The organism is Roseburia hominis, from assembly GCA_040702975.1.
Classification (GTDB): domain Bacteria; phylum Bacillota; class Clostridia; order Lachnospirales; family Lachnospiraceae; genus Allocoprococcus; species Allocoprococcus hominis_A.
Genome location: CP159990.1, coordinates 1,407,358 through 1,432,174, shown reverse-complemented (window position 1 = coordinate 1,432,174; position 24,817 = coordinate 1,407,358). Strand labels below are relative to the sequence as shown.

Here is a 24,817-nt window from a genome sequence, read left to right as displayed (position 1 = left end):
ACAAATACAGCAAATTAAAATCTCAACATTTAATTATTATCTATGTCAGCGTGCAGTAAAAAACAGCACACTTTTATCTTGACCATCCTGCTCTATTCCAGTATAGTTTTTATGGAACAAAAAAGAGAAAGAACAGCCCCTCCTACAGTTCGTTCTTTCTCTCATACACCAGCATACCTGCCATATACGGGATCATGTCCCACTCATGAGGCTTTGGCATCACTGACATTTATTATGATAAGAAATAATTCCCTGTTTTGCAAGTTAATTCGTATAAAATCTTCATCAAAAAAGCTTTTTGACTCCTTCATGGACGGTTTCCGGCCTGAACTACAGACCTGCCCCTGTTGTGGGGCAAAGGGAGCTTGTTCCGTCCATGCCTATTATGAACGTTCCCTGGCTGATTTCGTTGGTGGAAAGCCTGTCTGGCACAGCCTCTGTATCCTGCGCCTTGTCTGTTCCTGCGGCCATACCCATGCCATCCTTCCGGATTTCATCATCCCTTATTCCTCCTACGGCCTTTTCTTTATCCTCCGTGTCCTGGCGGAATATTTCCTTCGGCTTGCTTCCGTAGAAAAAATCTGCGCACGCTTCTGTATTAACCAAAACCAGCTCTACCATTGGCTTTCCCTGTTCAAAAAGCAGAAGGAAGAGTGGCTGGGCCTTCTCTCTTCCAGGGAGTCCTCCGGCCTCTCTTTCCTGAAAGGCCTTTTTCGGATGCCCGCTTATTCCGGCTTTGCATCCGGTTTTGTCCGCCGCTTCTCTGTCTCCTTCCTCCAGTCCCACAGAAATCCGGCGGCTTACTGCCAACAGCAGTTCGGCCCCTGAACCGTTTCCCAGACACCACATAACACAGGGATGGTCTCCAGGCTGTTCTTCCTATATGCTGATAGAAAACAGTAAAGGAGGATTTTTTTATGCATTACAACACCAAAAACTTTTCAGACGCATCTGCTATGGCACAGTTCCGGCTCGCACTCATTGCACCGGTCATCCATGGCCTTTATCCGGATGCGTCCAGAAACGCCTATTACCAGCGGGTAACGGAAAAACCCCTCACCCTGCCTGACGGCTCTGTATTCCAGTACAGCCCCAAGACCCTCAGCAAGTGGGCCTCTCTTTACCAGAATGGCGGCATTGACGCGCTCATGCCCCGGGAACGTTCCGACAAAGGCTCCACACGCGCCTTGCCGGACACGGCCATTGAAGAGATCTACCGGCTGAAAGAGGCTTTCCCACGCTTAAACGCAACCCAGATCCACCGCCATCTTGTGGAGGAAGCTTTTATCCCCGCCTCTGTCAGCGTCTGCGCCGTCCAGCGCTTCGTGAAAAAGCATGACCTGAAGTCGGCGCGCAATCCATCTATGAGGGACAGGAAAGCTTTTGAGGAAGATGCCTTTGGGAAAATGTGGCAGGCGGATACCTGTTACCTCCCTTATATCACGGAAGGCGGGCAGCGCAGGAGGGTTTACTGCATTATGATCATTGATGACCACTCGCGTTTCCTGGTGGGCGGCGGCCTTTTTTATAACGATAACGCCTATAACTTCCAGAAAGTTTTAAAAAACGCAGTTGCCTCCCACGGCATTCCGGCGAAACTCTATGTCGACAATGGCTGCAGCTACTCAAATGAACAGCTCTCCCTGATCTGCGGCTCCATCGGCACGGTCCTCCTTCATACAAAAGTGCGGGACGGCGCCAGCAAGGCCAAGATCGAACGCCAGTTCAGGACATTCAAGGAGACCTGGCTTTATACGCTGGACATGGATTCCATCACGTCCCTGGCACAGTTCAATTCCCTCCTGCGGGACTATATCCGCACCTACAATACTTCCATGCATTCCGGCATCGGCTGTACCCCCATGGAACGTTACCAGAAGACGCGCTGTGCCATACAGATGCCAAAGTCCAGGGAATGGCTGGAGGAATGTTTCTTAAACCGCATCAACAGGAAGGTGAATAAGGATTCCACTGTCTCCATCGACAAGGTCTCCTATGACGTCCCCATGCAGTTCATCTCATCCAAAGTTGAGATCCGCTTCCTTCCCGACGATATGTCCTCTGCCTACATCCTTTATGAGGGGGAGCATTATCCCATCCGGCCGACAGATAAAAATGAAAACTGCAGGACAAAACGTAACAACACCCCTTCTATTGATTATTCAAAGATAGGAGGTGCCTGCTGATGTTCCGCACTTACTATGGGCTGGCCTTCAACCCTTTTGACAAACAGATGGCCTCTGAGAAGGACCGTTTCCTCTCGAAAGACATCTCGGAGATGCTCTCACGGCTGGACTACCTCAAGGATACCAGGGGCATCGGGCTGTTCACCGCACGCCCCGGCATGGGCAAGTCCTTCGCACTGCGCTGTTTTGCCAAAAGCCTGAACCCGAATCTTTACCACATGGAGTATCTCTGCCTCTCTACCGTCAGTGTCATGGAGTTCTACCGCCAGTTCTGTTCTACGCTTGGTATAGAACCCAAAGGCGGCAAACCCGGCATGTTCCGGGCGATCCAGGAGCAGGTCCTCTATCTCTACCGTGAAAAGAAGCAGCCCCTCCTCCTTGCCATCGATGAGGCACAGTATCTCTCTACCGGCATTCTGGAGGATATCAAGATGCTCATGAATTACGGCTATGATTCCCTCAACTGCTTTACTCTCATACTCTGTGGGGAGCCCCATCTGAACAATACGCTCAAAAAGCCCGTCCATGAGGCACTGCGGCAGCGTGTTACCGTCCACTATAACTTCTCCGGGCTCTCCGATTCGGAAGTCGGGCAGTATGTCCTCCACAAGATCGCCTGTGCTGGCGGAGCTTCCTCCATTATTGACCATGCAGCCCTGTGTGCTGTCCACAGCCACTCCCAGGGCAGTCCCAGGCTTGTTGATAACCTGATGACCAACGCGCTGACACTTGGGGCACAGATGGAAAAGAAGGTCATTGATACAGAGGTCATCCTGGCTTCCGTCAGCAGCCAGAACCTCGGCTAAGGAAGGAGGGGTACTGTTTATGGAATACACCTGTATTCTCAGGCACGGTTCACGGAAAGAATGCTGGACTGGAAAACTTACGCTGCTGCGGAAACTTCCCGGCCAGTACGAAGCAGAAATCAGCGGGAGAGGGACTTACTTCCACATCCTTGCCGGGCGGCATAAATATGGGAATTACCTGTGCATCCCCAACCATGATATCGGGTGCGAATTATCTGATTTCTCCGATATCTTCTGGAACGAAGAAAGGCTCCGCAGTCTGATGCGGAAGGTAGACGCAGTAACCGTGGCCACCGCCCTGGTGTATCTGCCTGCCCTGGCTGATAATATTTGAAAGATTACGAATTTTACATGGGCTGTGGATCCCACAATGGATTCCACAGCTCTTTGTATTTCAGAGCAGTCTCCCTGTTGCCAACAGCGTGCCGCGTTTTTGATAGAAGAATGCATTTGCAGGTTGCACTGCGCAGTCAACGGGATAAAAATCAGAAAAATAATTCGCCGTTTATGTCTCCTTCAATTTGCCGTCCAACACTTTCATTTCCTTTATCTCCTTTAAAAATATTAATTTGCCAGATTCATACAACTACCGATTCCCCATTTCATAAAACTGGAATTGTATTTACCTAATATATTGTCACGCCAATAAAACAAAGAAATAATTACACCACCCCCTCATTTTATCATCTGTCTTTTGATTCTATTAAAGCTCTCACTGAAACTTCCGGGTGTGTATACTGTTTACGTTTCTTTAAGGTTGGAATGACAGGTAGAATTGCATGCTGGGGGCACCAGTGCACACACGCATAACAGGAGGCACAATTCTTTCCATGAATTGCTCCTTTTCTGGTGATTTTTATATTATCCATAGGACAAACTTTTGCACATATCCCGCAGCCGGAACAATTCTCTGTGCAAGAAAATTTTTTTAGTAATGTCAGACTCTTTAGTGAATGTGTTCCATATAAATATGATTTTTTCACAAAATCTATAGATGGCTTTTTGCTGTTCATCTGGAAGTTAATAGCACGCTCTTGAACCGCTCTACATACTTCTTCAATACGCGCAGGAGCGTTCTTTAGTCGTTGCTGATTTTCTTCCTCAGTGCTTGGAATGCAATTTCCAGGCATTTGTATATTAAATGCTGCTGATAACACTGCTCCTGATGCGGCAAGCCCTTGATTCATACTACTAAATGCTCTTCCACTCTTTCCATGATTGGAAGTCATAATGGCAAAGCAATAGGCATCTTTAGAGACCTTTAATTTAAGAAGAAATTCTTTAGCAATCCAAGGTAAATCGTTCATATAAGTCGGAAATACAAATCCAATGATTTTGTCGCTTGTTATCACTTCTGTTTCTTCTCTATATGCAGCAATATTCTTTGCTACTTGATTTAATTTCCCCTCTAATTCTTTAGCAATCCACATGGAATTTCCACTTCCGGTAAAATAAAAAATCAAAATATTATCCCCCTCACTGCGGAATGTTTATCCCCATAATTCCTTCTTGATGAGTGCTCAACAACTCACAAAAATAGGAAGTTGCTATTTATTCCTATAAGGTAAGAGCTTATCTATTTGGCAAAAGATTTCACTCCCTATCAGGATTACAATAGCAAAAACAATCATCTTAATAGGCTCAAAATTCGGCACAAACATATATGCCAATCCTCCGCTGACAGTCAACGCAAGTGCAAGTATCAATAATCTTTTAAAACGATTCATATGAGAACTCCTCGTAAATACCGAGTTATTAGTTTGTTTCATTTTAACAATCTTCATTGTAAAATGCAATATCCGACTTCATTGTCACATATAGTCGTTTCTGTCGTTATTTCATGTATTCTTCTTTCCATATCACATTCACCTCTTCGTCTTCTACCGTCCCCATTCTTGTCTCGTACTTACCAAAGGCGTAGTGATGGAATCCGCATTTTTCCTGTACACGGGCAGATTGATGGTTGCTTAAAAAATGTCCGCAGAAAATCACATCCAGCTTTACCTTTTCAAAAAGATATTCTATGACCTTCTGCACAGCCTCCGGCATCAGGCCACGCCCCCAGTACTCCTTTGACAATACATATCCGATTTCACGGCAACGCTTATCATAAAACTCCGGGAATTTCTCTTCATTATATCGTTCAATCCCCAGCGAGCCGATTACTTTGCCCTCATATTCGAGAGCAAAGGTCTTCTTTTCGTCAATAAAATGGTGCAGTATTTCAAGCGATTCTTCTCTATTCTCATGCGGTTTCCATCCCGCCATCTGACCCACACCGTCCACCGACGCATATTCATAGAAATCGTCCAGATCCGACAATTGCCACGGCCGCAGTGTCAACCGCTCTGTAGTCAGGACAACATCATGTATATCTATCTCTGCATTCATTATTTTTCCTCCAATCTCGGGTTCGCATTCTCCTAATCCTTGTTCAAAACAGATTGAATCCAATGAATTCTTCTCTGCATGGATTCTTCTACAATTCTACTTTCAAGTGCTGCTTCAAAGCCATGACACGCACCTTTCACTTCATGAAATTCTGTAAAAACACCTTCTGATCGTAACCTTTTTGCAAAGGCAATTCCCTCATCACGAAGACTATCAAACTCAGCCACTTCAATATAAGTATTCGGAAAATGTTCCAATGATTCTGCTTCTATAGGCGAAGCATATTGAATCTGTTTAGGCTCTTGATTTCCTAAATATGCCTTCCAAAACATTTCTGTTAACTTTGCGTCCCAAACAGGCGTATCCGTGAATTTCTTCATTGATTCCGTTATCATACGTCTATCCGTGACAGGATATATTAGCATTGCTCCCAAAGGAGAAATCTGAATTCTATCCCATAACATCAACGCAACCGCAGCGGCAAGGTTTCCTCCAGAGCTATCACCCGCCACAATTATTTTATCCTTATTGATTTTTAGCATATCGGCATAATTAAGTATCCATTTATAGGTGCAATAGCAATCTTCAACAGGAACAGGGTACTTATTTTGGGGCAATAATCTGTAATCTGTAAAAACCACCTTACATTTCGCCATTTCCGCGTACCATTTTGCAATCTGATAGTGTGCCTTTGACGCTTTTAGTAAAAATCCTCCGCCATGATAAAATATAATACACGGAAGAACACCGCCAGCCTTCCTTGGTTCAATAAGAAAAGTAGAAAGTTTTCCGTTCTCATATCCAGGCGTTACATATTTATTAACGGTAACTTTATCATCTGACGTACATGTAGACAATTTCATCACCATATTCACAACCGGATATAAGTATATATTAGATGGTGCTTTCTGCTTTGCAACCTTTGATAAATCACTATCTATTTCGTATTTCATAATATTGCCATTTTTCTCTTTCTAACTTCCAAACATGCCGGGCGGCATGCCCTCCTTACGTCGTTCCTGCCTTCCGGCACAAACAATACATGAATCACCAGCCAGTTTATAGTTTCTCTTATTCCTGTTTCGTGCTATAATGTCCATGAGGACATCAGTATACTACAGAGCACGGTGTGGTGAGTGGCGAAAGACCATCTTATCCCGAAAACTTATTTGTGCCGTCATCCTCTTCAAGCACAAACAATTGAGACTTCGAGTCCGTACACTTATCATTTAAGATGGCAGAACCCATGTGTTCTGAGATAAGTCTTTTCGCTTGGGTGACAGTCAATGCTGCTGTCCTCTTTTTATGCTCTCATCCCTTTGCGAAAGGAGGAACCTTATGGACTCACAACAGTTTGAGGTGATCCGCCCCAAATGTGCCGGCCTTGACGTACATAAAAAATCGGTTGTTTCCGCTGTCTGTACCTCCGACCCTGTCACTTTGACGGCCTCTTACAAGACTAAAGTCTTTAACACCACCAATTCAGATATCGCCGCCCTGCGCGACTGGCTTCTCGCACTGGACTGCCGCGATGTCTGTATGGAATCCACTGGTAAATACTGGATTCCCATTTTTAATATCCTTGAACCGCACATGCATGTCGTCCTCACACATCCCAAATATGTGAAAGCCATCAAAGGCAAGAAGACAGACAAGCGTGATGCGAAATGGATCGCTAACCTGTTCCGATTTGATATTGTAAAAGCATCTTTTATCCCTCCTGCTGATATACGTGCCTTGCGGGAGCTTTCCCGCTACCGCCTGAAGCTTTCCTATATGCGTACTGCCGAGAAAAACCGCTATCAGAACAGCATGACGATCTCGCGGATACGCATTGACTGTGTACTCACCGACCCGTTTGGCCTGTCCGCCACGCGGATCATGGATTACCTGCTTTCTGACGAACCGTTCGATGAGGCAAAATGCCGTTCCCTGATTGACCGCCGGGTAAAGGCTTCCCCGGACGAAGTTATGGACGCCGTACACGGGTATCACATCCTGGAGGAGCAAAAATTTAAAATGACACACGCAAAGGCACACATGGATTTCATCAACAAATCCATAGATGAAATCGAAGCAGAACTCTTTCTGCGCAGCCGTCAGTATGATGCACATATCAAGCGGATTGCTACTGTTACGGGAATCACGGAACTTTCTGCCTTGTTCATCCTTTCAGAAATCGGTGCTGACATGTCTGTCTTTGAATCCGACAGGCATCTGTGTTCATGGGCTGGACTTACCCCTGCGAATAACGAGAGTGCCAACAAAAAGAAATCCACCAAATGTTCAAAAGCTGGACAATATCTGAAGCCTTTACTGATCCAGTGTGCCCTTGCCGCTGTCAAAAGCAAAAAAGAACCATACTTTGCAATCAAATATCAACGTATCGCCAAACGGCGCGGCAAGAAAAAAGCCATTATTGCCATTGCAAGGATGATGCTTACCAGCATTTACCACATGTTGTCAGACAGCGAAGATTTTCATCCGGATGACTACGAAGCCACAGTCAATCCGCCGAAGCAGAAACCGGTTATTCTTACTCTTGACAATACCCTTCAGTTCCTGAGAGAGCAAGGAGCTGATCCTGAAACCTTAAAACTCATACAGCAGCAATGTGCTGCGCAAACCGGATAAGCTTTAAAAAAGCTGTTTTCCATCAAGGGGGAAGTGCGCCCAAAATTCAGGTTATGGATTCACACTTTTTACATCACAATCAAATCTCAATAATTTTCGATTTGACCTAATTGAACAAAGTGAGCGTCCGGATAGCCAGCACTTATGGACTTTTTATCCGTCGGCTACTATTCTTGATTATACTGGATAACCGGAAAATTTTCCATGCTTATTCCGAAATCTGCTTGCAACAGTCGCAAAGGGGCGGTATTCTATTCATGGCAGTGGTGGTGTCGATCCTGTTTGATTGTTTATTTGTGGTGAATTAACAATACTACTTTTAGGACTTGGCCGCCACTGCTTTTTAATATTTTAAAGTAAAAACTGCGCCACAGCCTTGGCTGGCCATCGCGCAGCGATTTTGTTCAATCAGAAGTTGCATTATAATACTTTCTTCATCATAACAACTTCTTCTGTTGCATAATCGACAACAAAACCCATGTTGAGAAACAATTGAACAGAAGGGTTATCTGCGGCAATGTCATCATAAAGTTCAATGCAACCATTTTCCTTTGCAGCCTGACATAAAAGGTTCAAGCCTCTTTTTCCATAGCTTTTGCCGCGATATTTTGAATATATAATAATGTTTGCAAGATAAATATTTTTCTCTGAATCAAGATGATAAGCGATTTCTCCAACAAATTCATTACGATCTTTATCTAGCAGATAACGATAGTACCTCTGATTTCCATCATCGTGCACAATCCATCTGTCGTACCAATCCCTCCACTCCTCTTTTGGAAAGGGAATCGTCCCACCCCATGCTATATTATAGGACATAGTTTCTGGATCATTCATAAATTCTTCTCTAAACCACAAATCCTCAAGCTTAGGTTTATATGGAACAATCATACTGTCATCCCTCCGCAAATTCCGATTGAACAAAATCGCTGCGCGATGGCCTGCCAAGGCTGGGGCGCAGTTTTTCTTTAACAACAAATAAAAAGCAGTGGAAAAATCTCCCGTAATACGGTATTGTTCAGTTACCACACAAAACAATCAAACACGGAGACTCCCACTGCCTATGAATACAATAGCACTTTTTGGTGTCTTCCGCAATCGGAATTATGATGCCAATGCACCTCCTTGATAGGTAGCTGCCACTATTAACAACTACTTATTCATGGAGGTTTTATAATGTACGAAGATATTTTTAATTCCATCCGCCAAGCTGCGGAAAAACGCAACCTTAGAGAACGGACCATTCAACTGTATTGCAGTGATGTCAGCTATTTCCTGCGCTGCACCAATAAGCCTGTTACTGACCTCACACTCGAGGATGCAGATGCCTTTCTTACCATGAAACGTCTGGAAGGCAGATCGCCGGAAACACATAATCATTATCGTTCAGCAATCAAGTTCTTCTACAAAAGAGTATTGAAGATACGCTGGGACGATGATGAAATTCCTGCAATGAAGCGGGAACGTAATCTTCCAACAGTCCTTACCCATCAGGAGATAAATGCCATCATTGATGCAACAACGAACCTGAAGCATAAAGCCATCATTGCGACCATGTATTCCTCTGGATTGCGCGTATCCGAGGTGATCCATCTCCACTATGATGATATTTCCCGTACCAACTTGACCATTCATGTCCGTGAGACAAAGGGAAGGATCGACCGGTATACGATCCTTTCCCGGAGAAATCTGGATCTTCTCACAGAGTACTGGTATCAGTGCGGCCGTCCGAAAGGCATTCTTTTCCCAAGCTCATGGACCGGTGGATACCTTGAGCCGAACAGTATCAACCAGTTCTTTAAAGAAAGTGCCAGACGCGCCGGTATTACCCGCCGTGTTTCTTCCCATGCGTGCCGCCATAGTTTTGCAAGCCACCTGTTTGAAAGTGGAACGGATATCAAATATATCCAGTCCCTTCTTGGTCATGTTGATCCCCGCTCTACGGATATATACCTTCATGTAAGCAACAAAACTCTTCTTGGTATCCGCAGCCCTTTTGATGCTCCGGAAGGCGGTGAATCATGAGCGAAAACTGCACGATACAGGATGTGTTTAACCGCTTTTATTCTGACTATGAGAAAACTCATGAACTGTCTGCGGCACAGCGAAAAGCAGCTTATCACATCATGAATTGCAAAACCGGTGCATTTGGTGTTAATGTAAGTGTTTGCGAGGACTGCGGCTGTATCTCCGTCCATTATAATTCCTGCAGGGACAGGTGTTGTCCCATGTGTCAGGAGTTTCCGAAGGAAAAGTGGGTAGATGCCCGCAGGGAGGATATACTGGACGCCCCATACTTTCATGTGGTTTTCACTGTGCCTGAGGAATTAAATCCTGTCATTTACAGCAACCAGAAGTCACTCTATAATGCCTTGTATCATGCAGCTTCAGATACTTTAAGCGAACTTGCCAGAGATAAAAAATACCTTGGGGCAGACATCGGTTATATCTGTATTCTCCACACTTGGGGAAGTGCGATGAATTTCCATCCCCATATCCACACCATCGTGTTAGGCGGAGGGCTGGATGCCAAGAACCACTGGAAAGATAACGGTGAGGATTTTTTTCTCCCTGTCAAAGTCATTTCCAGGGTTTTTCGGGGCAAGTATCTTGCCGGGCTAAAACAGCTATGGACGGATGGAAAGCTGGAGTTCCATGGAACAGCGGAACCTTACAAAAATCATTATGCCTTCATGGAACTTTTGGACACCTGCTATGCCAAAGAATGGATTCCTTATTGCAAGAAGCCATTCCGTGGTGCGGAGTCTGTTATCAAATATCTTGGCAAATATACTCACAGGATTGCCATAAGCAACTACCGAATAAAGGGTATGACGGATTCCACGGTTACGTTTACTGTTAAGGATTACAAAAATCAAGGCCAGTGGAAGGAGCTTACACTTCCTGGGGAAGAATTCATCCGGAGATTTCTGATGCATGTTCCTCCAAAACGTTTTGTGCGGATTCGGCATTACGGCCTGCTTTCTTCTCGGAATAAAAACAAGAAGATTATACTATGCCGCAATCTGCTTGGCTGTAAGAAATACATTTCCAGACTTAAAGATCTTGATGCGCCCGCTATTATCAAACTGCTCTATAACAAGGATGTCTGCAAATGCTCATCCTGCGGTGGAAACATCATTCCTCTGCCGTCTGGCAGGTATTACACAAGGCCTGAGCCACACCTATTATGTTAAACACCTGCAACTGAATATTTTCAAAAAAGCTTCCTATGGAGGCTTATTCGTGGTGCTCTGGAAATGATTTTAAAGGGATTTTTCTCCATCTGCACAGGCATGCGATATACTGTTTTGCAAAGAGCGTCAGAATTGAAAGCCCATATATAGCGGCCGCCCGGATGCGCTTTGTTCAACCAGGAAAAATCGAAATTGATGCAAACGAAAGGGCAGTTATCAAAGAGTTCAAGGCTGCTTTTTCGTTTGCACCATCTTCGATTCTTTCCTTAACGATTGAACAAAATCTACTACACCGGTTCATAATCTATAAGTCATCCTTTGAAAATTCCATTTCCATCTTTCATCGTCCTCCGAAAATTGGGAAGTTAGCAAATAATTTCCTGACGCTCTCCCTGAATCAATACAATTTGACCATCAGACAATTCTATCGAATCGTTGTTAGATATTTCCCCACAAGGATTTCCTATTTCAGCGTGCGGTATCAGCGGATTTGTTAAATAGCCTAATCCATCAGCAAAATTTCCTGCGGCAATCATACTTCCTGCACTAATCCCCAGATATACCAACCCATTCTCTATTGCTTGTTTTAAAGGTTTTGAAAACCCTGTTCTGTTTACTTCACCCAGAAGTACTGAGGCATTTCCACCGCAAAAAACAATCATGTCATACTGAGAAAGTTCTTCAACATTCATTAAACGAATCTGTGTGGGTATGTCATCAACATAACTTGAATACGTCCTTTTGTATCCGTCGGAGAGCAGAAGTGCTAAATCATATATAAAGATATTACTTATAGGTATCCCCATACTCATAAGTCGCTCCAAGCATACGATAATGCCTTCTCTTGCGCCATCATTTCCAATTGCAGCAGATGGAACAAAAATCACTTTTGTATTTTGGGGTTCTTTGCCGATACATTCCCAAAAAAACTTAGTAGTCTTTTCATTCAAACCACTTGAACTTAAAAAAAGTGTTCTCATTGACCTTCTCACCTCTGATTACATAAATACCGATTTCCCAGTTCGTAAAACCAGAATTTATCAATGCCATTCTTTTTTTAAAACAGCATACTGACAAGTATTTTCATAGTGCGGAGTTCCATCTGGGTTATCCACAAATGATACAAATTCCATAAACAAGCCCTCTTGGCGCATACCAAGTTTTTCACACAGATGTTGACTAGACAGGTTATAATCTTCAACATATGCATAAATACGCCTTGCACCTTTCTTGCTGAACAAATAATCAAAAAAAGCATGTGCTGCTTCAAAGGCATAGCCTTTTCCTTGATAGTCAACATTCAGCATCCAACATGGACTAAATGTATCACGGATTGAATTTTCATCAGCGTGTGGTTGTCCTGTTTCTGGATATGCATCTATCTCACCAATCACTTTACCCGAATCTTTAAGAGTAATTGCAAAATAATACTCTGTTTCACATACACGTTTTTTCATCTCTTCTTTTGCTTCATTAAGCGAGTTTAGTTTCATGCAAGCAAAACAATTAACTGTGGGCTCTTTAAGATACTCATATACATCTTCTGCATCATCCTCTGTAAAGGGACGCAAAATCAATCTTTCAGTTTCAATTATCATATCCTATTTTCCTTCCTTTATTTCAGCAACTTCCGTTTTCCCAATACCGGGATGTGTAAAATCTTCAAAATACCTTTTAACCAAAGAACTGAACTTTATTGTATTCTATCCAATGAATCAAAATGGCGGCATCATCTCTGACTTCTAATTTCGCTTTAAAAATTTTCTTAGCACGAACAATAAATATCTTATCATCCTCTTGCTCTATTTTTGTGGGGTTGGCAATGGCATCTTGAGTCATTTCAACAGTGAAATGCGCTCTTTTCTTCATTTTCCATATGTGACTTACAGACTACCTTCCCCACCCATCATTCTCGTCATTTCCTCAATTCTTTCGATTGGGAAAGGCGGATGTCCTATAGGTCTCATTGCAATGGAAATCAATTTCATAGGATTATCATCAGCTGCAACTCGATTGGAACTTAATGCTCCACACATTTTGCATCTATGAATAATCGCCCACTCACCATTTTTTCGTACCCACACAGACACAGGTTCCATGTGTCCGCCACAATCTGATTCCCTATCGCCTGGCTTATTGTCTACATGCAGACTGTACAGACAGTTTGGGCAATGATTCCTATGATCGCTTCCTGCTCCTTCCGGTACAACAATCCTGCCACAATTCTTACAGACAAAGGTCTCATTACATGGATGCGTTTTATAATAGCCTTTTTCGTACAATTTACGCTTATTTTCTCTATTCATCTTTGAATCCTCCGTTCTCTTCCTGCGTTGAGGTTTCATATTTGCGTATTATCCCTCGGATTCTTTTTTCCGAAAGGAAAAATAAATCGCACAAATTAGCAACAGTTTCACCCGAATAGTAAAGTTCAACTATTTCACGATTACGTTCTGCCATTTTATCTCTGATACCGCTTTTTTCTCCCCAAGACTTTGAATTTTCGTCTTTTCTTGAAATGTAGATAAGCTGTCCATCAATATATCTTTGAATTTCCTTTACCAAATGTTCTGGCAAAACATCATCTGCATTTACATAGCTCATATGCTCCCTCCTAAAATCTCTTTAGGATGCAATGGCTATAGCATAGAATTTGTATTTGCAATAGCCATTGCTATCGCTCAATAGCCTTATATTTCTTCATAAAACACTCTTTGAACCTTTCTAATTATAATAACTACATAATACTATTTACGCAAAGATTTCCGCAACCTTAACTTCAATTATATCTATTTTCGAGAAAGGCATCATCGAGTCAAACAGCTCGATGATTTCCCAATTCGTAAAACTGGAACTTTTGCTTATGAATGTATCTTGTTCTTTATACGCAGACAGGCTTCTGTGTGCATAATCCAATGTCTTGAAAACGGCATTTGAATTAGTCCACGAATATCTTTATTACACCAATAATCAATCAGCCAAATTGCTTTTTCATTGTCGTTTACTACATTCAACGATTCTAAGTATCCTTTTCTTTCTTCTGGTATTTTTCTTTTTAATTCGTCATAAGATAACCGTTCAAGCATTTTCTCAGTGCTTTCACGTACTTCAAAAATATATGAATATAATTCTTCCAGATTAAGCTGTTTTGAAAAGTCTGCAATCTGCTGTTTAATGAGTTCATTTCCTGTTGTAATGATGGGTGAGTTGATACGCTCTTGATAATTGCCTGCAAAAAAAACTTGTTCATCTTCATTTATCACTGTATGCACAACTATATCTTCAATGCGAAAAATATGCCAAATAGAATAAGCAATCGTCTTACTATGATAACCATCAGCGTTTATGAAGGGGATTGAGTTAAAAGCTTCTCTGCATAATTCCTCTTTGAAAGATACTAAGGTTTGCATTAACTGACTTCGTAAACTAAGTAAAGTATCAATACCCATCTTATAAGTATCTTTCTTTTTTATTTGTGCCTGCATTGTTTTATTAAGTTCAGACCATTCCTTATTCATATTCAATTCCCTCTCAAACTAGAGTTTGTCTTACTGCTTCCTTACCCTGACCAATAGCATCATAGGTCTTCGCATTTCATCTTTCATCCCAGCCATATTCATCATTTCTTTCGAAGGCTTTGCTTCCTCGATGTGCTCAAGGATAAATCCGGTATGGATCACACCCATCAATATTTGTGTTAAGGTATGATGTTGTTTGGTAACATGCTGCCCCAGAAACAAGGTTTGCCGTTCCCCCGGATAAAAATAGTTATCTATAGGCCATACCGTGGGTGTACCATCTTCACCATAAAGCCAATCTTCATTGACGCCGGCTGTAAAGACCGGGTGCTCAATATTAAACAAAAAAATACCACCCGGCCTCAGCGTTTGGAACACTTTTTCAAAAATGGGATCTAAATCTGCGATGTAATGCAACACCAGATTAGAAATCACAAAATCATAGCTGGCCTCCGGATACTCGTATTCTTCCACACCGCATACTTTATAAGTAACATTATCCGCAGAGTTACGCTTTCGGGCTTCTCCGATCATGCGTTCACTCAAATCCAAGCCCAAAACGGATAGCGCCCCTTCGTCGGCGGCATATTTGCTGTGCCATCCATAGCCACAACCAAGGTCAAGCACAGATTTTCCTTCCAAAGGCGGAAAGAGGGCCTGAAGTTGATACCATTCTCCAGCCGCTTTCAAACCATCTTTGCTCCGTGACATTTGTGCATAAGCATCGTAAAATTCTTTGTTATCATAAATGTTATTCATCAAGAGTACCCTCCTCCAAAATTTCGATTTCCCAGTTCGTAAAACTTCAAATCTTCTGTTGATTCCAACTCTCCGAAAAGCTAGAAGTTATCAACCTCTGTGAATATACATTCTTGACATATCAGTTTCATCATCGCCCTGTACCGTGCATAAAAACTCCCATCCATAACGCTCATAAAAAGAGGTGTGGTCTGTTATAAGATATAAGGTAACAATTCCTTTTTCTTTCATGTCAGCACATACATAATTTAATAAAGCACCAGCGATTCCATTACACCGTTTGTCTTCTTCCGTATAAACTGCACAAACATTGGGGGCAAGGTCTTTTCTATCATGAAAATCGTTTTCAATGACCCCCAAGCCACCAATAATTCTACTTCCCTCCATTGCTATGTACCATTGGGGAACTGGTTCTCTTTTTGTTAGACACTCTTCCATACTTTCTATATATGCTTCCAACGGAATCCCCCATTTTTCATGAAACCATTGTGCAGCCTGTTCTTTCATTTCTGGCCTGTCTATTAGCCGTATTATTTCATAATCCACTTGAATAAGCCCCTCCGTAACTCTTGATTTTCCAGTTTGTAAAACTGGAATCTACTTTAGCTTCCTCCGAATCATCAGCTTTATAATAATAACCGCTGCCAAAAGAGCAGTCGTAAATCTGAGATAAACTAAAATGCTCGTGTACCATGGCGCTGACAGCATAGCATACAAATCAGGATGTGTTTTGTAATCCCAGAATACATATATAGCATGTCCAATGAAAACTCCGATGAGTGAACTAATTACTATATTCAAAATATGATTTACTTTTTTCAACATAACAAATACCTTCGCAACTTTTGATTTTTCCATCTCATGAAACTGAAACCTCATATATTGCCATTATACTCGCAATATTTTATCCATTGGCTTCCCTTTAGCCAACACATCAATTAATTTATCCAAATATCTGATCTTCTGCATCAATGGGTCTTTGATTTCTTCTACGCGGATTCCACATATTGTACTTGCACTATTACTCTTGTGATATATAATTATACCTGTAAACAGAAAAAATGCAACCAATACTCTTGAAAGGGTTTTAACCATGAATGAAATTTTGAAATCTTTGGAGGAATGCAAAATGAAATTCGATGTCACAAAATTGCAATGGACAAGAGAACCGGAAAACTACCGGATTTCCCCGGAGAAAATCGAGATTACCACAAAGCCGAATACGGATTTGTGGCAAAGAACCTATTACCATTTCCGCAATGACAATGCTCCCGTACTCCAGATGAAAACCAGCGATCCATTTTTTTCTTTTATTGTTAAAACGGAATTTGCCAGTCAACATCGTTTTGATCAGTGTGGTGTTGTCGTTTATCTCGGGAGTTTGACAGTTAAATAATGGAAAAAGTACTTGCAGGCCCCATAAAGCCTGTATTTTTTTGTCAAATCTTATTCGTTTTGTTGTGGCTATTTGTAGCTATATGTGGTATAATAAGGATTAGGAGGTGTTTGCCATGAAACTTACAGTAAGCAAATCGAAAAATTCTGCATCCTTTTATGTACAGAAAACAATCCGAAAACCAGATGGCCGTGTGACCACTGTCACAGTTGAAAAACTTGGCAACCTGACAGAAGTCACCGCAAAAGCCGGTGGTAAGGATCCCTATGTATGGGCACAGGAGTATGTCAATGAATTAAATCGCAAAGAGTATGATGAGAACAAAGAAATCCTTATCAGCTATTCTCCTTCAAAGCTCCTGAAGAAAAATGAACAGAAGCTTTTTAACTGCGGTTATCTCTTCCTGCAGAACATTTATTATAGTTTGGGGCTGGACAAAATATGCAGGGATATTTCCTCCCGTCATTCTTTTGCTTATGATTTGAATGATGTCCTTTCGAAGCTTATTTATACAAGAATTCTTTATCCATCTTCAAAACTGTCCTCCAACAGACAGGCCACGAAATTTATTGAGCAGCCCACATTCGAACTGCATGACATCTACAGGACCCTTTCTGTCCTTTCGGAAGAAAATGATCTTATACAGGCACAGCTTTATAAAAACAGCCAGAAGGTCTGCGAACGCAGGAAAGATGTCCTTTATTATGACTGTACGAATTACTTCTTTGAGATTGAAGAGGCAGATGATCTGCGCCGCTATGGAAAATCCAAACAGCACCAGCCCCTCCCTATCGTTGGTATGGGACTGTTCATGGATCACGACGGCATTCCGCTGGCCTTCGATATTTATCCCGGAAACAAAAATGAACAGCCCACTTTGAAACCACTGGAGCAAAAAGTACTCCGCGATTACGGACTTGACCAGATCATCGTCTGTACAGATGCAGGGCTTTCTTCCAAGACAAACCGGAAGTTCAATGACAGAAAGATTAATGGTGTACAGCTCCGTAGTTTTATTACCATACAATCCATAAAACAGCTGCCTGACTATCTCAAGGATTTTGCACTTGATCCAGACGGATGGCACCTGCCAGGTTCTGATGAAACCTTTAATCTCAACGAGATCGATGAAGCAAAGAATTATAAAAACATTTTTTATAAGGATCGCTGGATCAAAGAGGACCTCTCCCAACGGAAGATCAAAAAAGGAGCCCAGCCATTAGAACAACATCTGGTCGTTTCTTTTTCTCCAAAATATAAAGCTTATCAGAGGAAGATCCGGAACGGGCAGGTCGAGCGTGCACAGCAGCTTATTAATGATGGGAAGTATAAACAGCGTCCCAAGAACCAGAATGACCCGCACAGATTTATCTCCAGAGAGAAAGCAACCAAAGATGGAGAAGTCTGCTCAGAAGAGATCGTGTATCTTAATACAGATGCAATCCGGGAAGAAGAACGTTATGATGGTTTCTATGCTGTATGCACGAACCTGGATGATATGAGTGTAGAAGAGATCGTAAGAATCAACAAGAAGCGCTGGGAGATTGAAGAATGTTTCCGGGTCATGAAAACGGAATTCAGGGCCCGCCCCGTATACCTTCAGACAGAAGACCATATCCGTGCCCATTTCATCACTTGTTTTATAGCACTTGTTATCTACAGGATTCTGGAAAAGGAACTCAAAGAAGCCTATACATGTGAGGAAATCATAGATACTTTAAAGAACATGATGATGGCCCGCCCCGGTGAGAAACTGGGGTACACACCCGTTTATACAAGGACGGATCTGACGGACAGACTACACGAAACAGCCGGATTCCGTACCGATTATCAAATCATAACTGATGTAAATATGAGGAAAATAATACGAGCCTCAAAGAAGAAAAAGTAATAATATATAGCTACATTTTGAACAACAAAAAAATCCGTAGAAAGCTTGATTTTACAGCAATCTACGGATTTTTACTGTCAAAGATGGGATTATACCTGTAAACAGAAAAAATGCAACCAATACTCTTGAAAGGGTTTTAACCATGAATGAAATTTTGAAATCTTTGGAGGAATGCAAAATGAAATTCGATGTCACAAAATTGCAATGGACAAGAGAACCGGAAAACTACCGGATTTCCCCGGAGAAAATCGAGATTACCACAAAGCCGAATACGGATTTGTGGCAAAGAACCTATTACCATTTCCGCAATGACAATGCTCCCGTACTCCAGATGAAAACCAGCGATCCATTTTTTTCTTTTATTGTTAAAACGGAATTTGCCAGTCAACATCGTTTTGATCAGTGTGGTGTTGTCGTTTATCTGGACAGCGAAAACTGGATCAAAGGTTCTATCGAATATGAAAATGACCAATTCCAGCATCTTGGAAGCGTAGTAACTAATCACGGTTATTCTGACTGGGCCACAACGGAAATTGATGCCAATATAAAATCTATGTGGTATCGTTTGAGTCGGCGGGAAGATGATTTCCGCATCGAATGCTCGGAAGATGGTGTTACCTACCGTCAGATTCGGATCTGCCACCTATTAGAGGGAAATGGAGAAATTGCATTTGGTATCTATGCCTGCAGCCCGGAAGACTCCTCTTTTCTGGCCACTTTTACCAACATGGAACTCACTGAATGCAAATGGCCGGCACATGACGGTCAGGCTCCGGATAATAACTTGTAGTGCTTTGGCACTTCAATAGTTGACAATGAAACATACTAAATAGTAAAGTCAGGTGTGGCAGCAAGAATGCTGCCGAACATATTATTAAAAACAGAGGAATCCCCCTTAGGAATTCCTCTGTTTTTGTTAATTGATAATTCTGTACCAATGACCCGTTTATAGGTTTTATTTATAAATGCTTACTCTGACAGATCCTCTGTGATAGACTTCAGGTTCAGGAAGTTGGTCAGGTAATCGCTTGTTCCTGTCTTGGCATCTGTACCGGACATATTGAAGCCGCCGAACGGGTGCTGAAGGACAACAGCCGCTGTTGATTTTCTGTTGAAATACAGATTCCCTACATGGAAGCCTACTTTAGCCTTCATGATATTTTCACGGTTTGCGCTGTAAACAGAACCGGTCAGGCCGTATTCGGTCTGGTTTGCGATATCAAGAGCCTCATCGAAGGACTCCACTTTGATCACTGCAAGTACCGGTCCGAAGATTTCTTCGTTGGCAATACGTGCATCTCTTGTGATATCACGAACTACGGTAGGTGCGATATAGTAGCCTTCTGCGTCGCTGTATGTACCGCCATAAACGATATTTCCTTCGCCGCGTGCAACCTCAATGTACTTAGTGATGCTGTTGTATGCTCCCTGGTTGATGACCGGTCCCATCGGTGCATTGCTTCTACCGGACCCCTGATTCTCATGAAGCTCTTTTGCACATTCTACCACTGCATCTACAAGCTCGTCATACACGTCACTCATAACGATTGCTCTGGAGCATGCGGAGCATTTCTGTCCCTGGAAGGTAAATGCGGAATTTACGATTCCCTGTGCTGCTTTCTTGATATTTGCAGAAGAATCAACGATGATCGCATTCTTTCCGCCCATCTCAGCTACCACTCTCTTGATCCATTTCTGACCATCGGCAATCTTAGCTGCGTGCTCATTAATACGGCAGCCTACTGCTTTAGATCCGGTGAAGTTGATAAATCTTGTCAGCGGGTGCTCTACGATGTAGTCGCCGATTTCTGAACCGGAACCCGGAATATAGTTTACAACGCCTGCCGGAATGCCTGCTTTCTCGCAAAGCTCTACAAATTTATATGCAACAATCGGCGTGTCAGATGACGGTTTACAAACGATCGCATTTCCTGTTACGACTGCTGCTGCGACCATACCGCCTAAAAGTGACAGCGGGAAGTTCCACGGCGGAACCGCCACGCCAACGCCAATCGGGATATAGATACACTTGGTGTATTCGTCTGTCGGCACCAGTTCCAGTCCCTTATCCAGTTCTGCCATATGCATCACATAGGAATTGATGAAATCAAGCTGCTCGCACAATTCTCCGTCAGCTTCTCCCCAGTTCTTTCCGCTTTCTTCTACATTCCATGCGTCGATGATGAAACGATTCTCATCGAGCAGGGCAGCCAGCTTTCTCAGGCAGCGGATTCTCTCCTCAACCGGAGTAATGCTCCACTTTTTAAATGCCTCGTTTGCTGCCAAAATTGCTTTCTCCGCTAATTCCTGGCTGCAAGAGCATGCATATCCCAACACTTCCTTTGTAGCCGGAGATAAAGAAGCGATCTTCTTCTCTGTCTCGATTCTCTCTCCTCCGATGATCAGTGGGTAAACGGATCCCTTCTCTGCGTCTAGCTGACGAAAGGCTTCTTCCATTTTCTGCTTATTCTCTTCCAATGTGAAATCCAATTCTGCGGCGTTCTTAAATCCTTTTAGCATCTGTCAGTACCTCCTGTTTTTCTTTGTTATATGGAAAGTATTGTAACAACAATTTTTTTATGCGTCAATCTTTTCATTTCAAAAGCATATTTGAAAATATAAGAAACATTCCCAAAAACTGCGTGGTTGACAGTTTTTTTGCATTAGACCGAAGTTTAAACTATTGTACATTTTCTTTCCGCATACATGTATACTATTTTAACAGGTAATCTTTGCACTTGCAAGATGTACAGGAAAATAATTTCGGTATAGCTTTATAGCAAAATCCTATCTATCACTTGAAGAAACTTTAACTTAATAAAAGAAATTTTTACATATCAAAAGGTTTTGTGAAACATATCTCAATCCCCTAATCTTCAATCCGCAGCCTTTCCGTCAACGCCTGTTTTTCAAAATTTCTGAGCACTCCGCCTGAGACCGTAAGCGGTACCAGCACCAACACGAACAGATATCCCAGATAAAACCAGAGTGGAAAATGGAAATGCATATAGGTTGCGGAAAGATTGTGCATCAGCATGACACCTCCATACCCGGCCGCACTTCCCAGTGCCAGGGTAATAAGAGCATTTCCGGCAGAAAGCAGGATTCCTTCCAGACTCACCATATGTCCCAGCTGCCTGCGGGTCATGCCTACAGATTCCAGCATCGCAAATTCCTGCTTGCGGGTAACAATATTGGTAATCAGTGTATTGATCAGGTTCAGGAAGCTGAACCCGATCACGAACAGACTAAGTCCAAGCACCACCATATACATCATCTGGAAACTCTTTTTATCCCTCTCCCGCCTCTCTTTCAAGGTATCCAGAATCAGGTTCGGATTTTCTTCCACTAATTCCGTGATGACCGGCGTAATCGTCTTTTCCTTTTTTTCATCTGTACTCACTACCATTTGGCTATTTAAGTTCAGGCCCTCACTCACTTCATCTAACAGTGCCTGCGGCACATAGAACCAGTGGTTTAACACGATCTCATCGTGCAGAAAATCACCATTTTTAATGAATCCAGCCACCTTACACTCCCTTTCGATGATCGTTTCCCCATTATCAAAGGTGAACGTTACTTCATCTCCAATCTTAAATTTCCAGCCAAATACCTCTTCCACCGTGCTATTACCCAAAACAAAAATTTGATCATTTTTTACCATATCTTCATATTTTAATTGCTGCAGATTTTCTGTGGAATCTGCATATTTTTTCTGAATCCGTTTAAATAGTTCTTCATCAAAACCACTTATTTCGTCCTTTTCCAGTTCACCGTGACTCTCCCAGGATACCTCCATATTCTGGTAAGCGAACACTTCTCTCACGCCGTCTATCTCCAGAAGCCGCTTCTTAAATTCCTCATTAAGCGGATTATTTCTCTGAAGCCCCGCTTGCCCGTGCTCTGTCGTCTCCTTGGCATTCTGCGACAAATATATGACATACTCGCCATGTCGGAAGCCACTCTGCCGGGAATACTCTTCCTGATTCAAAGAGACTACAAATGTAGCTGCAATCATAAAAAGAATTCCGCCAATTCCAAGAGAACACATGGTAAGAAATGTCTTTTTCCGGTTCCTTGCCGCACTAATCCTGGCAAGACCCGCCGGAGTAAGGCTCCGCTTAAGTTTGCTGCTTCGCTTTTCTTCCTTCGTTCTCCTGCCCAAATTCCCTGCATATTTTGCTGCCTCGATCGGTGAAATCTTCGCCGCCATCGACGCCGGTTTTAATAGGGAAAGCCAAATCGTCACGATATCTGCCACGGCCACCGCTCCCATGACCGCCAGAGTATTCCTTAAGTCCCAGCCCTCCGGCTTCAGGAAATAACCGACCACGCCGCCGATAAGAAGCCCTGCCGGAATTCCGATACTGCCAAGGATCATACCCTCCCGGCTCACCATTCTCCGAATCTGCCCGCGCGTCATGCCCAGAGTCCGAAGCTGGCCGAACTGGCGGATTCTTCCGATGACGGACAGATAAAACACGCTGTAAATCACCAGAATACTTGCAAATAAGATTCCGGCGTCCACTCCTGCCATGACCATTCTCTCCTGCTGTTTCAGTGCATCTCCTTTAAGCGTCCCGGTAAAATAATTATTCTCATTTACATACTTCCGCTCTACCCCGTATTTCGCGCCCAGTTCTACGATGTTCTGTTTAAATTCGTCCTGGCGCATCTGATCTCCGTCTTTTAAATTGACAAGAGCACTGAATGGCACTTCTTTTAGCATATGCCCTTCCCTCGCATAACTCTCCGAAAATATCACCGGGTAGACACTGGAAGAGGACCACTCTCCGGCAATAAAACCAGTGATCACAAATTCCTCTGTCACGCCATCAATCGAAGTGATCGAAAAAGAAGTCCCGATTTTTGCTGGAATTCCCGCAACAGAGCAATACTCTTCTGTCACTGCCACCTCCCGATAGCTTTCTGGCATACGTCCACCTTCTTTAACGGAAGAAGTTTTTATCGTTCCTGTTTCCCCCTTAAGCGGGCTCCATGCATAATAGAGCGGGCTTAAAATCTTGTTTCCCACTTCAATCCCCGCACCGCTTTTCATCAGCATCAAAAATCCTACCGACTCCTCCTCTGCCATCTTAGCCGCCCGTTTCTCCTCGATCTGCTCATAAATCACCTGCTGCATCTGCGATACCTGCCGTATTTCTGCCGTCTCGATTCCCAGCGTAAAAAGACTCATGACCGTCATCAGACTGACGGAAAGCACGATTGCAAATATTGCGAAAAAATTTCGCATTCTATTGTTCTTTACACTGCTTTTTGCCAGATGCATAATGACGTTTCGGTTGGCATTTGCCTCAAGTTTCATACCCGATTCCTCCTGACTTCTGCATTTTTATCCCGCACCTGCTGCCCGGCCACGATTCTTCCATCCTCTATATGGATCCTCCGATCTGCAAGCTGGGCGATTTCCTCATTGTGAGTGATCATCACAATCGTCTGATCAAAGGTGCGCCCGGTCATCTTAAGAAGACCAAGCACGTCCTGACTGGTCCGGGAATCCAGATTTCCGGTCGGCTCGTCAGCCAGAATGATGCTGGGTTTCGCGGCAAGTGCCCGCCCGATCGCAACCCTCTGCTGCTGTCCTCCTGAGAGCTGGGACGGCAAACTCTTTAATTTTTCCTCAAGGCCCAGCATTTCAATTACCCTCGCCAGATACTCCTCATCTCTTTTTCTTCCGTCAAGCTCCAGCGGAAGCACCAGATTCTCATACACATTCAGCATCGGAACCAGGTTATAATTCTGAAAAATGAAACCGATCTGGCGTCTTCTGAATATCGTCAGCTTATCATCGTCCAGGCCCGAAATATCCTTGCCTCTTACGGTCACCTTCCCTTCTGTAGGATAATCAAGACCACCCAGCATATGGAGCAGCGTCGATTTCCCGCTTCCGCTGGTGCCTACGATTGCTACGAATTCCCCTTCCTCTATATCCAGATCCACGCCATCTAACGCACGCACCAGATTTGGCTCCTTACCATAATATTTTTTTAGATTTCTGGTCTCTAATATTGCCATTTT

26 protein-coding genes and 1 pseudogene are annotated in these 24,817 nt (G+C 43.1%); 10 read left to right on the top strand and 17 right to left on the bottom strand.

Annotation, left to right across the window (positions count from 1 at the left end; genetic code table 11):
• Positions 1-42 precede the first annotated feature (42 nt).
• The 4 genes from ABXS75_06735 (at position 43) to ABXS75_06720 (ending at position 3,326) form a co-directional block, all read left to right on the top strand.
• A complete protein-coding gene (locus tag ABXS75_06735; protein ID XCP86485.1) occupies positions 43-828 on the top strand; it encodes a DUF6431 domain-containing protein in 786 nt (261 codons plus the stop codon).
• Positions 829-917: 89 nt separating this feature from the next.
• Complete coding sequence (locus tag ABXS75_06730; GenBank protein XCP86484.1) at positions 918-2,186, top strand: DDE-type integrase/transposase/recombinase; 1,269 nt, start codon at positions 918-920, stop codon at positions 2,184-2,186.
• Positions 2,186-2,992: an AAA family ATPase gene (locus ABXS75_06725; protein XCP86483.1), complete on the top strand. Its 807-nt coding sequence runs from the start codon at positions 2,186-2,188 to the stop codon at positions 2,990-2,992. The genes ABXS75_06730 and ABXS75_06725 overlap by 1 nt, the downstream gene beginning before the upstream one ends.
• Positions 2,993-3,011: 19 nt before the next feature.
• Entirely contained in the window at positions 3,012-3,326 is a 315-nt protein-coding gene (locus ABXS75_06720; GenBank protein XCP86482.1) for a DUF6618 family protein, read from the top strand.
• A 349-nt stretch (positions 3,327-3,675) separates the two neighbouring features.
• Here the strand turns inward: ABXS75_06720 and ABXS75_06715 are convergent, their stop codons facing one another.
• From ABXS75_06715 to ABXS75_06700, 4 genes are all read right to left on the bottom strand, one after another.
• On the bottom strand, positions 3,676-4,455 hold the full coding sequence (locus ABXS75_06715; GenBank protein ID XCP86481.1) for an EFR1 family ferrodoxin: 780 nt from the start codon (positions 4,453-4,455) through the stop codon (positions 3,676-3,678).
• A gap of 84 nt (positions 4,456-4,539) precedes the next feature.
• Entirely contained in the window at positions 4,540-4,719 is a 180-nt protein-coding gene (locus ABXS75_06710; GenBank protein XCP86480.1) for a hypothetical protein, read from the bottom strand.
• A gap of 106 nt (positions 4,720-4,825) precedes the next feature.
• Positions 4,826-5,383, bottom strand: coding sequence for a GNAT family N-acetyltransferase (locus tag ABXS75_06705; GenBank protein XCP86479.1), 558 nt, complete (start codon positions 5,381-5,383; stop codon positions 4,826-4,828).
• 32 nt (positions 5,384-5,415) lie between these two features.
• On the bottom strand, positions 5,416-6,336 hold the full coding sequence (locus tag ABXS75_06700) for an alpha/beta hydrolase (GenBank protein XCP86478.1): 921 nt from the start codon (positions 6,334-6,336) through the stop codon (positions 5,416-5,418).
• Positions 6,337-6,721: 385 nt separating this feature from the next.
• On the opposite strand from ABXS75_06700, the gene ABXS75_06695 reads away from it, so the two are divergent.
• The gene (locus tag ABXS75_06695) at positions 6,722-8,017 is read left to right on the top strand and encodes an IS110 family transposase (protein XCP86477.1); all 1,296 of its coding nucleotides are present in this window, start codon (positions 6,722-6,724) and stop codon (positions 8,015-8,017) included.
• A gap of 420 nt (positions 8,018-8,437) precedes the next feature.
• Here the strand turns inward: ABXS75_06695 and ABXS75_06690 are convergent, their stop codons facing one another.
• On the bottom strand, positions 8,438-9,046 hold the full coding sequence (locus ABXS75_06690) for a GNAT family N-acetyltransferase (protein XCP87100.1): 609 nt from the start codon (positions 9,044-9,046) through the stop codon (positions 8,438-8,440).
• A gap of 147 nt (positions 9,047-9,193) precedes the next feature.
• Here ABXS75_06690 and ABXS75_06685 point away from each other — a divergent pair, with 147 nt between their 5' ends.
• Both ABXS75_06685 and ABXS75_06680 read left to right on the top strand, forming a co-directional pair.
• On the top strand, positions 9,194-10,042 hold the full coding sequence (locus tag ABXS75_06685) for a site-specific integrase (GenBank protein ID XCP86476.1): 849 nt from the start codon (positions 9,194-9,196) through the stop codon (positions 10,040-10,042).
• Positions 10,039-11,214 (top strand): IS91 family transposase, encoded by a 1,176-nt coding sequence (locus ABXS75_06680; GenBank protein XCP86475.1) that lies wholly within the window; start codon positions 10,039-10,041, stop codon positions 11,212-11,214. The genes ABXS75_06685 and ABXS75_06680 overlap by 4 nt, the downstream gene beginning before the upstream one ends.
• 365 nt (positions 11,215-11,579) lie before the next feature.
• On the opposite strand, the gene ABXS75_06675 is transcribed toward ABXS75_06680, so the two are convergent.
• From ABXS75_06675 to ABXS75_06635, 9 genes are all read right to left on the bottom strand, one after another.
• Positions 11,580-12,194 carry a Type 1 glutamine amidotransferase-like domain-containing protein gene (locus tag ABXS75_06675; protein ID XCP86474.1) on the bottom strand — a complete coding sequence of 205 codons (615 nt, stop codon included), beginning with the start codon at positions 12,192-12,194 and terminating at the stop codon, positions 11,580-11,582.
• 60 nt (positions 12,195-12,254) lie between these two features.
• Positions 12,255-12,812, bottom strand: coding sequence for a GNAT family N-acetyltransferase (locus tag ABXS75_06670; GenBank protein ID XCP86473.1), 558 nt, complete (start codon positions 12,810-12,812; stop codon positions 12,255-12,257).
• Between the two features lie 76 nt (positions 12,813-12,888).
• Positions 12,889-13,083: a hypothetical protein gene (locus ABXS75_06665; protein XCP86472.1), complete on the bottom strand. Its 195-nt coding sequence runs from the start codon at positions 13,081-13,083 to the stop codon at positions 12,889-12,891.
• Between the two features lie 14 nt (positions 13,084-13,097).
• On the bottom strand, positions 13,098-13,520 hold the full coding sequence (locus ABXS75_06660; protein XCP86471.1) for an RNHCP domain-containing protein: 423 nt from the start codon (positions 13,518-13,520) through the stop codon (positions 13,098-13,100).
• Positions 13,513-13,818, bottom strand: a complete 306-nt coding sequence (locus ABXS75_06655) for a CD3324 family protein (GenBank protein ID XCP86470.1) — start codon at positions 13,816-13,818, stop codon at positions 13,513-13,515. Before ABXS75_06655 ends, ABXS75_06660 begins: the two co-directional genes overlap by 8 nt.
• 257 nt (positions 13,819-14,075) lie before the next feature.
• A complete protein-coding gene (locus ABXS75_06650) occupies positions 14,076-14,732 on the bottom strand; it encodes a phage head-tail adapter protein (GenBank protein ID XCP86469.1) in 657 nt (218 codons plus the stop codon).
• 30 nt (positions 14,733-14,762) lie between these two features.
• A complete protein-coding gene (locus ABXS75_06645; protein ID XCP86468.1) occupies positions 14,763-15,491 on the bottom strand; it encodes a class I SAM-dependent methyltransferase in 729 nt (242 codons plus the stop codon).
• Between the two features lie 90 nt (positions 15,492-15,581).
• Complete coding sequence (locus ABXS75_06640) at positions 15,582-16,037, bottom strand: GNAT family N-acetyltransferase (protein XCP86467.1); 456 nt, start codon at positions 16,035-16,037, stop codon at positions 15,582-15,584.
• 342 nt (positions 16,038-16,379) lie between these two features.
• Positions 16,380-16,586 carry a DUF2200 family protein gene (locus tag ABXS75_06635; GenBank protein XCP86466.1) on the bottom strand — a complete coding sequence of 69 codons (207 nt, stop codon included), beginning with the start codon at positions 16,584-16,586 and terminating at the stop codon, positions 16,380-16,382.
• A 34-nt stretch (positions 16,587-16,620) separates the two neighbouring features.
• On the opposite strand from ABXS75_06635, the pseudogene ABXS75_06630 reads away from it, so the two are divergent.
• The 3 genes and pseudogenes from ABXS75_06630 (at position 16,621) to ABXS75_06620 (ending at position 19,568) form a co-directional block, all read left to right on the top strand.
• Positions 16,621-16,866: pseudogene (locus tag ABXS75_06630) on the top strand (DUF1349 domain-containing protein).
• A gap of 136 nt (positions 16,867-17,002) precedes the next feature.
• A complete protein-coding gene (locus tag ABXS75_06625) occupies positions 17,003-18,778 on the top strand; it encodes an IS1634 family transposase (protein XCP86465.1) in 1,776 nt (591 codons plus the stop codon).
• A 178-nt stretch (positions 18,779-18,956) separates the two neighbouring features.
• Positions 18,957-19,568 carry a DUF1349 domain-containing protein gene (locus ABXS75_06620; GenBank protein ID XCP86464.1) on the top strand — a complete coding sequence of 204 codons (612 nt, stop codon included), beginning with the start codon at positions 18,957-18,959 and terminating at the stop codon, positions 19,566-19,568.
• Between the two features lie 179 nt (positions 19,569-19,747).
• On the opposite strand, the gene ABXS75_06615 is transcribed toward ABXS75_06620, so the two are convergent.
• From ABXS75_06615 to ABXS75_06605, 3 genes are all read right to left on the bottom strand, one after another.
• Positions 19,748-21,298, bottom strand: a complete 1,551-nt coding sequence (locus tag ABXS75_06615) for an L-glutamate gamma-semialdehyde dehydrogenase (protein ID XCP86463.1) — start codon at positions 21,296-21,298, stop codon at positions 19,748-19,750.
• A 349-nt stretch (positions 21,299-21,647) separates the two neighbouring features.
• Entirely contained in the window at positions 21,648-24,104 is a 2,457-nt protein-coding gene (locus ABXS75_06610; GenBank protein XCP86462.1) for an ABC transporter permease, read from the bottom strand.
• The gene (locus ABXS75_06605) at positions 24,101-24,814 is read right to left on the bottom strand and encodes an ABC transporter ATP-binding protein (protein ID XCP86461.1); all 714 of its coding nucleotides are present in this window, start codon (positions 24,812-24,814) and stop codon (positions 24,101-24,103) included. Before ABXS75_06605 ends, ABXS75_06610 begins: the two co-directional genes overlap by 4 nt.
• Positions 24,815-24,817 lie beyond the last annotated feature (3 nt).